The organism is Verrucosispora sp. WMMD703 (assembly GCF_049178935.1).
Taxonomy (GTDB): domain Bacteria; phylum Actinomycetota; class Actinomycetes; order Mycobacteriales; family Micromonosporaceae; genus Micromonospora; species Micromonospora sediminimaris.
The window spans coordinates 4082779-4096092 of record NZ_JBMHMM010000004.1; the positions used below are offsets into that span (position 1 = coordinate 4082779).

Genomic DNA, 13314 nt, shown 5'->3' on the forward strand with positions numbered 1-13314 from the left:
ACGGCGGTTGCCGGTCGTCGACACCGAGGTTCGCCGGGCCGGATCAGCAGCGGATGAGTGCCCGATGAGTGCGGGCGGACCGCCGCCATGATCGGCACTCGCCCTAGAGTGGTCACATGACCAGGCAGGACACGGTTCCGGCGGTGTCCTTCGGGGTGCTCGGTGCGGTAACCGCGTGGGCCGGTGGCGTACCGGTCGGGCTGAAGGGTCCCCGGCACCGCGCCGTGCTCGCCCGGTTGCTGATCGCCCGGGGCCGGGTGGTCCCCGTCGACCAACTCCTCGCCGACCTCTGGCACCCGCCGGCGGAAGGGTCGATCGCGGCGATCCGCACCTTCGTGGCCGATCTGCGCCGGGCCCTGGAGCCGGAGCGGCCGGCCCGCCGCCCGGCCCGGTTGCTGATCACCACACCCCCCGGGTACGCGCTGCGCGCCCCCGCCGACAGCGTCGACGCCTGGCGGTTCGAGGCGGCGGTCGGGGAGGCCGGACGGCTGCTCGACCAGGCCCGCCCCGAGGCGGCGCTGACCGGCCTGGACGGGGCGTTCGCCCTGTGGCGAGGGCCCGCCTACGCCGGGTACGACGGGGAGGGCTGGGCCCGTGGGGAGATCAACCGCCTCGACGACCTGCGGTTGCTCGGTAGCCAGCGGCGGGCCGAAGCGCTGATGGCGCTCGGGCGCGACGTCGAGGCCGCCACCGTCCTGCGGGGTGACGCCGAGGCCCATCCGTTGCGCGAGGACATCTGGCGGTTGTGGGCCGTCGCGCTGTACCGCTCCGGCCGGCAGGGCGAGGCCCTCGCCGCGCTGCGCCGGGTCCGCGACTCCCTGGTCGACGAACTCGGCATCGACCCTGGGCCCCGGCTGCGTCAGCTCGAAGCCGACATCCTCCGGCAGGCACCGCACCTCGCCCCGACCACGCCCACCGCGCCGACACCGGCGCCCGCCGCCCCCGCTGCGGCGCCGGCTTCCTCCCCCGAGGCGCCGGTCGGGGCCGACGGCACGCCCCCGGAACGTCCCGACGTGCCGCCGGGGCAACGTCCCTTCATCGGCCGCGGACCGGAGCTGGACCGCCTCGTACGAGTCGCCGCCGACACGGCCCGGGACGGCGCGCCGGCCGTCGCCCTGATCTCCGGCGACGCGGGCGCCGGCAAGACCGCCCTGCTCGACGCGCTCACCCGCCGTCTGGCGGCCGACGGCTGGGTGACCGCCTGGGGTAGCGTCCCCGAGTACGACGGTGCACCGACCGCCTGGCCCTGGACGCAGATCAACCAGACGCTGACGGCGAGGATCCGGCCGACACAGCCGGTCACGCCGTCACCGCCGGCCGACGCCGGATCGGTACCCGTCGACGGCAGCGAACGGAGCCTCGAGACGCTACGGTTCCGGTTGCGGCGCGAGGCGATCACACTTGTCGACACGGCAGCCCGGCAAGCCCCGGTGCTACTGGTCCTCGACGACCTGCACCGCGCCGACGAGGGCACCCTGGACCTGCTCACCGGCCTGTTCGCCGAGCCCGCACCGGCCAGCGGCCCCGTCATGATCATCGCTGCGTACCGCACGTCGCAGGTCGGTGCCGCGCTGACGGCGACGCTGGCCCGGCTCGCACCCCGCGAACCGGCCCGGGTCTACCTCACCGGCCTGTCCGAGGTGGCGACCGCCGAGCTCACCCGGGAGGTCGTGGGGTTCGACGTCGACGCCGCCACCCTCAGGTCGATTCACCACCGCAGCGGCGGCAACCCGTTCTTCGTCCGCGAGCTGGCCCGGTTGCTCGCCGCCGAGGGTCCGCAGGCGCTCGCCCGGGTACCCGCCGGGGTGCGGGACGTCATCCGGCACCGCCTCGCGCAGCTGCCGGAAGCCACCCGCACACTGCTACGGCAGGCGGCGGTCGTCGGCCGCGAGGTCGACCCGGAGGTGCTGTCGGCGTCGACCGGCGAGCGCGAAGCGGTCGTCCTCGACGCTCTCGACCAGGCCGAACAGGCCGGCTTCCTCAGCGCGCACGGTACGGCCGGGCAGTTGCGCTTCACCCACATCCTGGTCCGTGACACCCTCTACGACGACCTGCCGGCAGCCCGCCGCGCCCGGTGGCACGCCGCCGTCGGTGAGGCCCTGGAACGGCTGCACCCACACCAGGCCGCCGCCCTCGCCCACCATTTCACCGCCGCCGGCAACCGGGCCACCGCCGGCCGTGCGGCCCGCTACGCGCGGTCGGCCGCCGAGCAGGCCGAGGCGCGGGCCGCCCCGCACGACGCGGTCCGGCTCTGGGAGCAGGCGGTCACCGCGTACGACCGGGCCACCGACGGCGACGTGCACGGCCGGTTGGCGGCGCAGATGGGTCTGGGACGGGCCCTCGCGGTCACCGGTCGGCTGGCGCAGGCCCGCCGGCACCGGGCCGCCGCGATCAGCACCGCGCAGCGACTCGACGACCCCGAGCTGCTGGCGGACGTGCTCACCGCCTTCGCCGTACCGGCGATCTGGACCCGCAACGACGACGAGCCGCTGTCCCGGCAGGTCGCGCTGGCCGTCGAGACGGCACTGGCGGCCCTGCCTCCGGACGATCGCACCCGCCGGGGTCACCTGCTGGCCACCCTGGCGCTGGAGTTGCGCGGCAGCACCGGTGATCGCGGCGACCGGGCCGCCCGCGAGGCGGAGGACATCGCCCGGCAGACCGGCGACGTGCCGTTGCTCGCGTTGGCGCTCAACGCCCGCTATCTGCACACCTTCCACCGGGCCGGCCTGGCGCCGGAGCGGGCCCGGCTCGGCGTGGAGCTGGCGGAGGTGGCCCGCTCGCGGAATCTGGTGACCTTCGAGGTGCTCGGTCACCTCATCGCCATGCAGGCGTACTGCGCGGTCGGCGACCTGGCCCCGGCCGACGCCCGCGCCACGGCCGCCGAGCACCTCGCCCGTCGCTACGAGCTGCCCCTGGTCGGTCTCTTCACCCGGTGGTACGCCGCCCTGCGGCTGGCCATCGAGGGGCGACCCGCCGAGGCGGAGGACGCCTACCGGGAGGCGGATCACGCCCTGCCCGCGGACGAACTGCCCGGCATGGCGCAGGGGCTGGCCCCGCTGGCGCTGTTCTGCCTCCGTCTGGCCACCGGCGGCGACCCGACACCGGACGAGACGCTCCGCTGGCGGGGCGAGGACTGGGGCCCGTACGAACCCTGGGTCCGCCCGCTGCTGCTGCTCGCCGCCGGTCGTCGCACCGAGGCGGCCGAGGCCTTGGAGGCTGTGCCGGACTCGCCGCACGATCTGCTGCGCGAGGCCCGCGGCTGCCTCGTCGCCCGCGCCGCCGTCGCGCTCGGCGACCGGTCCCGCATCCGCGCCACGTACGCCGACCTGCTGCCCGCCGACGGCGAGCTGGCCGGTGCCGGCAGCGGTGTGCTCACCCTCGGCCCGGTCGCCCGTCACCTCGGCGACCTCGCCGCCGCGCTCGGCGACCATGACCGCGCGCAGGTCCACTACTCGTCCGCCCACGGGTAAGTGGGCTCACCTCCGCCGCGCCGGGTCGTCCTCGATCGTCACGTCGACCGGGCCGACCCGGAGGAAGCCATCGGTCAACGGGGTGCAGCGGAGGCCTCCCCTGCCGCGCAGGCCGCGCCACGCGCCGGGGCCGATGGTCACGTCCATCCAGGCGCAGGGGTGCGCCGCCCGGTTCGCCCGCAGCCGCACCGGCCCCTGGCCGGAGTCGAGCACCAGCACCGAGCCGACCAGGTCGTCCACGGTGATGCCCCGGGTCAGGATGTTGCGCCGTACCTGAGCCAGGCCGGTCCCGGCCGGCAGCGACTCGGCCGCGATGACGGTGACGCTCGCCTGCCGATGTGCGGCCTTGCCGAAGTACCGGTCCCCCACGATGCCCAGCTCGGCCCGGACCTGGATCTCGTCCACCAGCTCACCGGCCGCCGCCGGCGCCGGCCCGTCCGCCGGCCGGCCGACGAACCGGTGCACGGGCGAGGCCAGCAACTGGACGATCTCCGGCATGCCCCGACCCTATGCCGGACGCGGTGACCGGGTCAGGAGAAGCGGCGTCCCTCGTCGCGCCGGTAGGCCCAGCCGGCGAGTGCCGCCAGCCCGACGATCCATACCCCCAGCATGACCATCGAGAGCGGTCCGGGCCGGAAGTCGCCCACTGCCGTCCACATCAGCTCGACCGCGCCCCGCGTCGGCAGGAAGGGTGCGATCGCCTCGATGAACGCGGGCGCCTGCCCGGGTGCGGTGAGCAGTCCACCGCCCACGGCCAGTGGGAAGAACACCAGTTGGGCGACCACGATCGCCGCCTTGCTCGGCAGGGCGTACCCGATGGCCAGCCCCATCAGCGTGAACGGCACCGACACCAGCGCGACGGCGACGGCGGCGAGCGCGAACCCCGCTGCGGTGGTCCGGGCCTCCGTGAGCAGCGCAGCGATGAGCACCACCGGCAGCAGCGACAGGTAGGTCAGGGTCAGGCCGGCCAGCACCCGCCCGGCGAACCGGGGTGCCGGCCCGACCGGCAGGGTCCGCAGGTACGGATCCCACGGCTGGGCCCGGTCCTCGGCGACACCGACGCCGTACTGGAAGACGTTCGCGCTGAGCACCGCGAAGGTGACCATGGCGGCGGTGGCGTAGGTGGCGCCGACGGGGTTGTCACCGACGGCGGGCACCACGAAGAAGAGCATCGCGACGGCCGGAAAGAAGGCGCTGCCGAACACCGCGACCGGAGTCCGGACGAGTTCCAGCAGTTGATAGCGGGCGTGGGCCAGGGCGTACTGCACGGCGTCTCCTCAGGCGGTGGTCGGCACGCCGGCGTCCGCCGGACGGCTCTCGGCGGTGATGGTGAGGAACGCCTCCTCAAGCGAGGTGGGTCGGACCTCCAGGTCGCGGAAGGCCACACCGGCGGTGACCAGATCGCGGACCAGTCGGTCGGCGTCGGCGGTAAGCAGATGAGTCCGCTCCCGGTCCCGTTCCACCCGGACCACGTTCGGCAGGGTCGGCAGGTCGTCGGTGGTCAGGCTGACCCGGCGCAGACCGACCACCGCGCGGATCGCGGCGACGCTGTCGTCGGCGAGCACCCGACCCTGCCCGATGACCACCACCCGCTGCGCCAGCGCCTCGATCTCCTCCAGGTAGTGGCTGGTGAGCAGGACCGTACCGCCGTCGGCGTGGAAGGCGCGGATCGCGTCCCACAGCGCGTGCCGGGCCTCGACGTCGAGGCCGGTGGTCGGCTCGTCGAGCAGGACCAGCCGGGGCCGACCGACGAAGGCCAGCGCCACCGCCAGCCGCCGCCGCTGCCCCCCGGACAGACCACCGGTCTGTCGTCGGGCCAGGTCGGCCAGACCGAACCGGTCGAGCAGCTCGGCCCGTGGGACCGGGTCGGGAAAGTGCGCGCCGACGAAGTCGACCACCTCACCGACGCGGAGCGAGCCGGGCAGCCCGGTCTCCTGTGGAGTGACCCCGACCCAGCGACGGCACGCGGGGTCGCGGGGATCGCCACCGAACAGCAGCACCCGGCCGCCGGTGGGGCGACGCAGCCCGACGAGCAGGTTGAGCAGGGTGCTCTTGCCGGCGCCGTTCGGCCCGAGGAGGCCGACCAGTTCGCCGGCCGGCACGTTCAGGTCGACCCGGTCGAGGGCCAGGACGTCACCGTAGCGTCGGGTGGCCTGCTCGGCCCGGGCGAGAATCATGACGTCTCCTTGGCATCGGCGGATGCGAGCAGCGCCCGGATCGCCTCCGTGTACTCCTCGAAGGCCAGGCGGCCGCGACGGGTGAGCGCGATCAGGGTTACCGGGGTACGACCCCGATGGGTCTTGGTGACGGCGACGTAGCCGGCTTCCTCCAGCCGCCGCAGGTGCACCGAGAGGTTCCCTGCGGTCATCCCGAGGATCTCCTGGAGGCGAGGAAAGGTCACCTGGTCGGAATCGGGCAGGGCGGACAGGGAGGCGACCACCCGCAACCGGGCCTGAGCGTGGATGACCGGGTCGAGTTCGGTCATCGCCGGCCTCGGCGACGCAGCCAAGCGAGCAGTCCGGCGAGCAGCATCCCGCCGCCGCCGGCAACCGCGACGATCAGGGCGTGCCAGCCGGGGCCGGCGATGGTGCCCAGCAGGTTGACCACGGTGATCCAGACACCGAGCAGGAACAGCGGCCGGTCCAACCAGATCGCGCCGCCGGCCATGTGCAGGATGCCGGTCAGCCCCACCGCGAGGGCCGACCACAGCAGGCCGACCAGATCCGGCGGGAGACTGTCGGAGAGCCGACCGGCGAGCACGAAGAGAGTCAGGAAGCCCAGCCCCCAGGACCAGCCGTACCAGGCGCCGCGCCGGGCGGATTCCCCGGTCACCTGCCCGTACGCCCGTGCGCCGGCCACCGCGCTGACGGCACCGGCGGCGGCCAGCAGGACGAACAACGTGGTCAGTGGCAGCCAGGAGGGCATCTCGACCAGGGGCGCATCCCCCGGCGAGTAGTAGAGAAAGTGCAGCCCGAAGCCGATCAGCCAGGCCAGCCCCCAGGGCCAGTAGTAGGCACGCGGGTCCGGCTCGAACTGACGGGCGGCGGTGGCCCGCTGCTCGTCGATCAGTCGCAGGGCGGCGGCCGGGTCCTCGGGTGGCAGGTCATCGTCGGCGATCACGCAAACTACTTTAAGACGCAAAGTCAAGGGTGCCGACGGCGGCCCCTAGCTGCCCCGTTGGCCTGCGGACCGGTCAGCGGTCCGCAGGCCAACGGGATCGCTCGTCAGCTTCCGCAGGTCATCGTGATCCCCGCCGGCACCGTGCTGGCCGAGGCGAGCAGCCCGAACGTGGTGGTGCCGCCCGGCGCGACGGTGCCGTTGTACGGCGCGTTGCGGACCGTGACGTCGGCGGCCGAGTTGTCGGGCACGCCACCCCAGACCGACTGGATCCGCTCGTCACCGGACCACCGCCACCGGACGAGCCAACCGTCGAGCGGTTCGCTGCCGGCGTTGCGTACGGTGACCGTGGCGACGAAGCCGCTGCCCCAACGGGCGTCGATAGTGGCCGTCGCGCCGCAGGGGGACAACGGCTCCGTCCGCGCCGGCCCACCGATGACGTACGGATCACGCCGGGCCTCGACGTCGCTGAACCGGAACCAGTACTCGGTGTCCGGGGCCAGCCCGTCGAGCGTCACCTGCCCGTTGCGCTCCAGCCCGGTGACCGCCTCGGCTACCGGGTTCTGCCACTTCGCCGCGTCGTCACGGCTGGTGAAGAGCAGGACTGTCATCGGCAGGTCGTAGCCGCAGGGTGGGCCGCTGAACATCAGCGAGTAGCTGATGGTGACGGAGGTGGCGGTGACCCCGGTGACCATCCCACTGATCGGCAGTGCCGGCGGGCACGCCACCGTCGGGGTCGGGGTCGGGGTCAGGCTTGGGGTCGGACTCGGACTCGGGGTCCACAGGGGCACCGGGGTCGAGGCGGCCGGGGTGTCGGCGGCGCCGGCCGCCGTGACCCCGGCGACTGCGGCCAGGGTCACTGCGGTCAGCACCACGCCGAGCGTACGTAGCATCCGTTACCTCCAAGGGACGGTGACCGGCGGGTCGGCTGAGCCAGCCGACGGCCGGTAGGTTGTCGGGCACCGGCCAACGGACCGCTGACGGCGTCGACAGCAGACGTCACGGTGGCGGTACGCGCACAAGAGGGCTGCCCGGACGCGTGGCATCCACGGCGCGCCCACGCCCGTCGAGCGACCGCATCGGCTCCCCGGACGCGGTCGATGAGCCCGAGTCTCCCAGTCGACGCCCCTCGATACAACCACGCCGATTCGGCGGACCGGACACGAGCCTGGATGTCGCGTCAGGACCGGGCCCGCGAGGCAGGTCAGCCCATGGACTTGGCACCGTCGATGGCCTCGCGGATGATGTCGGCGTGCCCGGCGTGCTGGGATGTCTCCGCGATGATGTGCAGCAGCACCCGGCGGGCCGACCAGCGGGCGCCCGGCTCGAACCAGGGCGCCTCCGGCAACGGCTGACCGGCGTCGAGGTCGGGCAGGGTGGCGACGAGTTCGTCTGTGCGACGCGCCACCTCGTCGTACGCCGCCAGAATGCCGGCCAGGGTCTCCCCCGGCAGCATCTGGAACGACTGCGCATGACGCTCGTAGGCGCCCGGGTCGTCGGAGCTGCCCATTGCCGCCGGACCATCGAGGATGAAGTCGACCCAGTCGCGCTCGGTGTGCGCGACGTGCTTGATCACCCCGCCCACGCACAGCTCGCTCACGGTGCTGCGCTCGGCGGCCTGCTGGTCGGTCAGTTCTCGGGCGGTGTTGCGCAGGAAGAAGCGGTGCTGGCGCAGGGCCTGAAGCAGGTCGGCGCGCTCGGCTGGCAGCTCGGTTCCGGTCATGGTCGGCCCTTCGTCGGCGGTCGACCGGATGCTATTGGCCACCCCCGACAGTCCCCTCCGCCAGCGCTTGGCACATCCCGGTCGAACTCGGCTCCACCGGCGGCGGTGAGCCTGCGGTGACCCTTGACCGCAGACCGTGATCGGCTTAGCTTCATCGATCAGGAAGGTCTCTTAACGATTTCGACCACCCCGCCTGGGAGTGCCGATGCGATCATCCCGTTCCCGCCGCCTCACCGCCGTCGTCGCCCTGACCACTCTGCTCGTCACCGCCGCGCCACCGGCCGCCGCCAACGCCGGTGGCAAGCCGGGCCGCAGCGACGGCTACCACCGGGTCGGCTACTTCACCCAGTGGGGCATCTACGGCCGGGCGTTCCCGGTGAAGAAACTCGACACCTCCGGCGCGGCGAGCCGCCTCACCCACGTCAACTACGCCTTCGGCAACGTCAGTGAGGACGGCCGGTGCTATGTGGACGGCGGTCCCGGTGAGGGCGACGCCTGGGCCGACTACCAGCGTCCCGTCCCGGCGGAGGAGAGCGTCGACGGGGTCGCCGACACCTGGGGTGAACCACTCAACGGCAACTTCGGCCAGTTGGCCAAGCTGAAGGCCAAGCACCCCGACCTGAAGGTGATGATCTCCCTGGGTGGGTGGAGCTGGTCCACGTACTTCTCCAACGCCGCCCGCACCGACGCCTCCCGCAGGGCCTTCGTATCCTCCTGCATCGACCTCTACCTCAAGGGGAACCTGCCGGTCCTGGACGGCGGCAGCGGCGGAACCGGCGCCGCCGCGGGCGTGTTCGACGGGATCGACCTGGACTGGGAGTGGCCCAACTGGCTCGGTGAACCCGGCAACGTCATCCGCCCCGAGGACCGGGAGAACTTCACCAAACTGCTCGCCGAGTTCCGCCGGCAGCTCGACGCGTACGGCCGGCAGACACGGCGGCACCACCCATTGACCGCCTTCCTCCCGGCCAACCCGGCCACCATGGACGCCGGCTACGAGGGACGCAAGATCTTCAAGTACCTGGACTTCGCCACCGTGCAGGGCTACGACTTCCACGGCACCTGGGAGGCGGTGACCAACCAGCAGTCGGCGCTGCGCGTGCCGAAGGGCGCGCCGGACGACCCGGACTTCTCGGTCGAGGTGGCGATCGACGGCTGGATCGCCCGAGGTGCGCCCCGGCACAAGCTGGTCCTCGGCATCCCCTACTACGGCCAGGGGTGGACCGGCGTCACCGGCGGTGGCAACGGGTTGTTCCAACCGGCCACCGGGCCCGCGCCGGCCACCCACGCCGCCGGGTTCGAGGACTACAAACAGCTCAAGAACCTGGCCCGGGATGGCTTCACCGTCCACCGCGACCTGCGCGCCGGACATGCCTGGCTGTTTGACGGCACGACCTTCTGGACGTACGACGATCCGGTGGTGGTGTTGCAGAAGACCCTCTACATCCGCCGGGCCGGCCTGGGTGGGGCGATGATCTGGTCGCTCGACGGCGACGACGACCACGCCACCCTGACCAGGACGATCAGCCTGGGACTCACCACCCGATAGCCGTACCGTCGCCCGGCCGCCGTCCCGCACCGGCGGCGGCCGGGCGGTGGGCGCTCATCCGAGGATGCCCTCGTGCAGCGCGCGGAGCACCGCGTTCGTGCGGTCTCGCGCGCCGAGTTTGGTCAGGATCGTGGAGACGTGGTTCTTGACCGTCCCCTCGGCGAGAAACAACCCGTCTGCGATCTCCCGGTTGCTGTAGCCGTGCGCCACGAGCCGCAGCACCTCCTGCTCGCGTTCGGTGAGGTTCTGCACCGGCGGCGCCTGCGGTCCGGCCGGGGACGGCCCGGAGCGGATCGCCCGCAGCATCCGGTCGGTGATCGACGGGGCGATGAGCGTGCCGCCGTCGGCGAGCGTCCGGATGGCCCGGGTGAGCTGGTCCAACGTGACATCCTTCAGCAGATAGCCCCGGGCGCCCGCGCGCAATGCCGCGAGCACGAGTTCGTCGTCGTCGAACGTGGTCAGCACCAGCACTGGGATGTCGACGCCGTCCGCGCGCAGCCGTTCCAGCGCCCAGATGCCGTCGAAGCGGGGCATCCGCAGGTCGAGCAGGATCACGTCGGGGGCGGTACGCGCGACGACCGGAAGCGCGGCCCGGCCGTCGTCGGCCTCGCCGACCACGTCGATCCCGGCGACCTCCAGCAGCCCGCGGATGCCCTGCCGGATCAGGGTCTGGTCGTCGACCACCACCACCCGGGTCATCGCGCCGGCACCCGCGCTGTCACCCGGAACCCGTCACCGCCGTCGACCGACAGCTCACCGCCGAGCGCGGCGAAACGTTCGCCCAGGCCACGCAGCCCGTTGCCGAGCGTCGGTTCCGGTGCTCCCCGGCCGTCGTCGCGAGCGTCCAGCACGGTCTCCCGTTCGTCGCCGGTCACCGAGATCCGCAGGGTACGCGCGTCGGCGTGCCGGATGGTGTTGGTGACGATCTCCTGAGTGGCCCGGACGAACGCCGCGCCGTCGTCCTCGTCGACGCGTACCGCCGGGGACACGTCGATGGTCACGTCGAGGCCGGGCAGGTCCTGCGTCACCCGACGCAACGCCTGCTCAAGATCGGGGCTTTCGGTGCGCAGCCGCCCGACCGTGGCCCGCACGTCGCCGAGCAGCTCCCGGGCGACCTGATCGGCCCGCTCAAGGTGGGTACGCAAGGCCGGCCCCTCCAGGTGGCGGGCGGTCTCCAGCTCCAGCGTCAGCACCGTCAGCTGATGGCCGATCAGATCGTGCAGTTCGCGGGAGATGCGCAGCCGCTCCGCCGTGGCAGCCGAGTCCGAAAGCAGGACGCTGGCGGCCTGCAACTCGACATGCGCCTCGGCCAACTCGCGGCGCATCCGCTGCTCCCGCAGCAGGGTGACCGAGCTGAGCAGCGTCGCCACCTGGATGAGCAGGTAGAAGATCAGAAGCATGACGCCATCGGCCGGCGCCCGCGTCATCGACGCCGCACCGAAGGTGATCACCAGTGTGTTGGCGACCACGATCGCCAGACCCACCGGCAGCGGCACCACGTACACGCTCACGGCTGCGGTGAGGACCAGCAGCACCGGCAACAGCCCCAGGGTGGAGGCGGTCAGCAGCAGGGCCCAGGCGGCGAGGACGGTCGCGCCGAACGCCGCGAACCGCACCAGCCGGGACACGCGGGTGGCCACCGAGACGAGCAGGGCGACCAGGTAGCAGCCGAACAGCACGATCCACCAGCCGCGCGCGATCGTGGTCCCGATGGCGCCGAAGAGGCCGGGACCGGCGACGGCGACCGCCACCACGAGCATCGCGAGGCCGGACCACTCGTCTGTCCCGACCCGTCGCATGATCCCCACTCTAGGTCGGACCACGGCGAGCCCACCTGTGCCGGAAGTAATGCCGGCAGGTGATGACTTTCGGGACACGACACCGGCCGGACGCGTTCGTAGCGTCGAGGCATGCACAGCACCGAACCGGCGATCCTCGCCGAGCACCTCGCCAAGAGCTACCGCGATACGCGGGCGGTCGTCGATGTGAGTCTGCGGGTCGAGGTCGGTGAGGCGGTCGGTGTGGTCGGCGCCAACGGCGCGGGCAAGACGACGACCGTCGAGATGATCGCCGGGCTACGCGTACCCGAACAGGGGCGGGTACGCGTACTCGGCCTCGATCCGCGCCGGGACCGCGCGCGGCTTCGACAGGTCCTCGGCGTGCAGCTGCAGCAGGCCCAGCTGCACCACGCGCTCCGGGTCACCGAACTGGTGAACCTCTACCGCAGCTTCTACCCCGATCCCCGGACCACCGAGGAGCTGCTGGACCTCGTCGAGCTGACCGAACAGCGCCGGACCAGCTTCGACAAGCTCTCCGGCGGGCAACAGCAGCGGCTCTCCATCGCCCTCGCCATCGCCGGGCGACCCCGCGTGGTGATCCTCGACGAACTGACCACCGGGCTGGACCCGACGGCACGACGCCGAATGTGGGGCACGGTCGAGCGACTCAGATCCGAAGGGGTGAGCGTGCTGCTGGTCAGTCACACCATGGAGGAGGTCGAGCGGCTCTGCGACCGGGTCGTGGTGCTCGACGCCGGCCGGGTCGTCGCGCTCGACACCCCGGCGGGCCTGATCACACGCGCCGGGGCCACCACCCTCGACGACGCGTTCGTCGCGCTCACCGGCCGGCCGTTGGCGGAGGAGACTGCATGACCACGCTCGTCGAGGCTCGTCGACCCGGACTGCGCTCGCTGGTCACCCTGATCGGGTGCGAAGCGAAGATGGTCGTGCGGGACACGGCCGGGCTGGTGGTACCCCTCTGCCTTCCGCTGCTGATCATGTTGACCAGTGCCTCCTCCGCGAGCCGGACCGTCGTCGCCAACGGACGCACCGCGTTGGACCTCTACGTCCTGCCACTCGTGTTCACCATGGTCGTCGCGATCATCGGCATCATCAACATGCCGAGCTTCCTCGCCTACTACCGTCGCTCCGGAATCCTCCGGCGGCTCGGGGTCACCCCCGCGTCGCCGGCCATGGTCCTCGCCGCCCAGGCCGTCGTCAGCGTTCTTCAGGCGCTCGTCGGCATCGCAGCCGCCCTCGTCGTGGCGTTCCTGGCCTTCGGCGCCAGCCCGCCCGCCAACCTCGGCGCCGCGGTCGGGGTGGTCGCGTTGGCGATGGCGGCGATGTACGGCGCCGGCATGATCGTCGCGGCGGTCGCGCCCACCCCCAACTCCGCCGTCGCCATCGGCCTGGTCGCCTTCTTCGTCCTCGGCGCCCTCGGCGGCATGTTCGGCGGCCGGGACTCCCTGCCCGAGGTGCTCGCCGAGATCGGTGGTTGGCTGCCGTTCGGCGCGGCCGTCGAGGCCCTGTCGTCGGCCTGGGCCGGCGCCGCGGTACCGGCGGCGAACCTGATCGGCCTCGGTGCGACGGTCGTCGTCGGAGCCGTGGTCGCGGGTCTGCTGTTCCGGTGGGAGTGACCCGTCACGCCCACCGGAACACGCCCGCTGAACGGGCCGG

At 72.6% G+C, this 13314-nt stretch carries 13 protein-coding genes; 4 read left to right on the forward strand and 9 right to left on the reverse strand.

What is annotated here, in order from left to right; translation table 11 throughout:
- The first annotated feature begins 116 nt into the window (after positions 1–116).
- Positions 117–3470 (forward strand): BTAD domain-containing putative transcriptional regulator, encoded by a 3354-nt coding sequence (locus tag ACN26Z_RS19205; protein WP_421462643.1) that lies wholly within the window; start codon positions 117–119, stop codon positions 3468–3470.
- A gap of 6 nt (positions 3471–3476) precedes the next feature.
- On the opposite strand, the gene ACN26Z_RS19210 is transcribed toward ACN26Z_RS19205, so the two are convergent.
- From ACN26Z_RS19210 to ACN26Z_RS19240, 7 genes are all read right to left on the reverse strand, one after another.
- Positions 3477–3968: a molybdenum cofactor biosysynthesis protein gene (locus ACN26Z_RS19210; protein WP_282238102.1), complete on the reverse strand. Its 492-nt coding sequence runs from the start codon at positions 3966–3968 to the stop codon at positions 3477–3479.
- A gap of 32 nt (positions 3969–4000) precedes the next feature.
- On the reverse strand, positions 4001–4738 hold the full coding sequence (locus ACN26Z_RS19215) for an ABC transporter permease (RefSeq protein WP_421462644.1): 738 nt from the start codon (positions 4736–4738) through the stop codon (positions 4001–4003).
- A gap of 9 nt (positions 4739–4747) precedes the next feature.
- Positions 4748–5647 (reverse strand): ABC transporter ATP-binding protein, encoded by a 900-nt coding sequence (locus ACN26Z_RS19220; protein WP_282238101.1) that lies wholly within the window; start codon positions 5645–5647, stop codon positions 4748–4750.
- Complete coding sequence (locus tag ACN26Z_RS19225) at positions 5644–5955, reverse strand: transcriptional regulator (RefSeq protein WP_093407038.1); 312 nt, start codon at positions 5953–5955, stop codon at positions 5644–5646. Before ACN26Z_RS19225 ends, ACN26Z_RS19220 begins: the two co-directional genes overlap by 4 nt.
- Positions 5952–6590 carry a transporter gene (locus tag ACN26Z_RS19230; protein WP_421462645.1) on the reverse strand — a complete coding sequence of 213 codons (639 nt, stop codon included), beginning with the start codon at positions 6588–6590 and terminating at the stop codon, positions 5952–5954. Before ACN26Z_RS19230 ends, ACN26Z_RS19225 begins: the two co-directional genes overlap by 4 nt.
- 104 nt (positions 6591–6694) lie before the next feature.
- A complete protein-coding gene (locus ACN26Z_RS19235; RefSeq protein ID WP_421462646.1) occupies positions 6695–7480 on the reverse strand; it encodes a cellulose binding domain-containing protein in 786 nt (261 codons plus the stop codon).
- A gap of 311 nt (positions 7481–7791) precedes the next feature.
- Positions 7792–8310, reverse strand: coding sequence for a DinB family protein (locus ACN26Z_RS19240; protein ID WP_282238098.1), 519 nt, complete (start codon positions 8308–8310; stop codon positions 7792–7794).
- 205 nt (positions 8311–8515) lie between these two features.
- Here ACN26Z_RS19240 and ACN26Z_RS19245 point away from each other — a divergent pair, with 205 nt between their 5' ends.
- Positions 8516–9859 (forward strand): glycoside hydrolase family 18 protein, encoded by a 1344-nt coding sequence (locus tag ACN26Z_RS19245; RefSeq protein WP_421462647.1) that lies wholly within the window; start codon positions 8516–8518, stop codon positions 9857–9859.
- Between the two features lie 54 nt (positions 9860–9913).
- On the opposite strand, the gene ACN26Z_RS19250 is transcribed toward ACN26Z_RS19245, so the two are convergent.
- A complete protein-coding gene (locus ACN26Z_RS19250; RefSeq protein ID WP_282238096.1) occupies positions 9914–10558 on the reverse strand; it encodes a response regulator in 645 nt (214 codons plus the stop codon).
- Complete coding sequence (locus ACN26Z_RS19255) at positions 10555–11658, reverse strand: sensor histidine kinase (protein WP_421462648.1); 1104 nt, start codon at positions 11656–11658, stop codon at positions 10555–10557. Before ACN26Z_RS19255 ends, ACN26Z_RS19250 begins: the two co-directional genes overlap by 4 nt.
- 111 nt (positions 11659–11769) lie before the next feature.
- Here ACN26Z_RS19255 and ACN26Z_RS19260 point away from each other — a divergent pair, with 111 nt between their 5' ends.
- Positions 11770–12510 carry an ABC transporter ATP-binding protein gene (locus tag ACN26Z_RS19260; RefSeq protein WP_421462649.1) on the forward strand — a complete coding sequence of 247 codons (741 nt, stop codon included), beginning with the start codon at positions 11770–11772 and terminating at the stop codon, positions 12508–12510.
- Positions 12507–13274, forward strand: coding sequence for an ABC transporter permease (locus tag ACN26Z_RS19265; RefSeq protein WP_421462650.1), 768 nt, complete (start codon positions 12507–12509; stop codon positions 13272–13274). The genes ACN26Z_RS19260 and ACN26Z_RS19265 overlap by 4 nt, the downstream gene beginning before the upstream one ends.
- Positions 13275–13314: the final 40 nt, after the last annotated feature.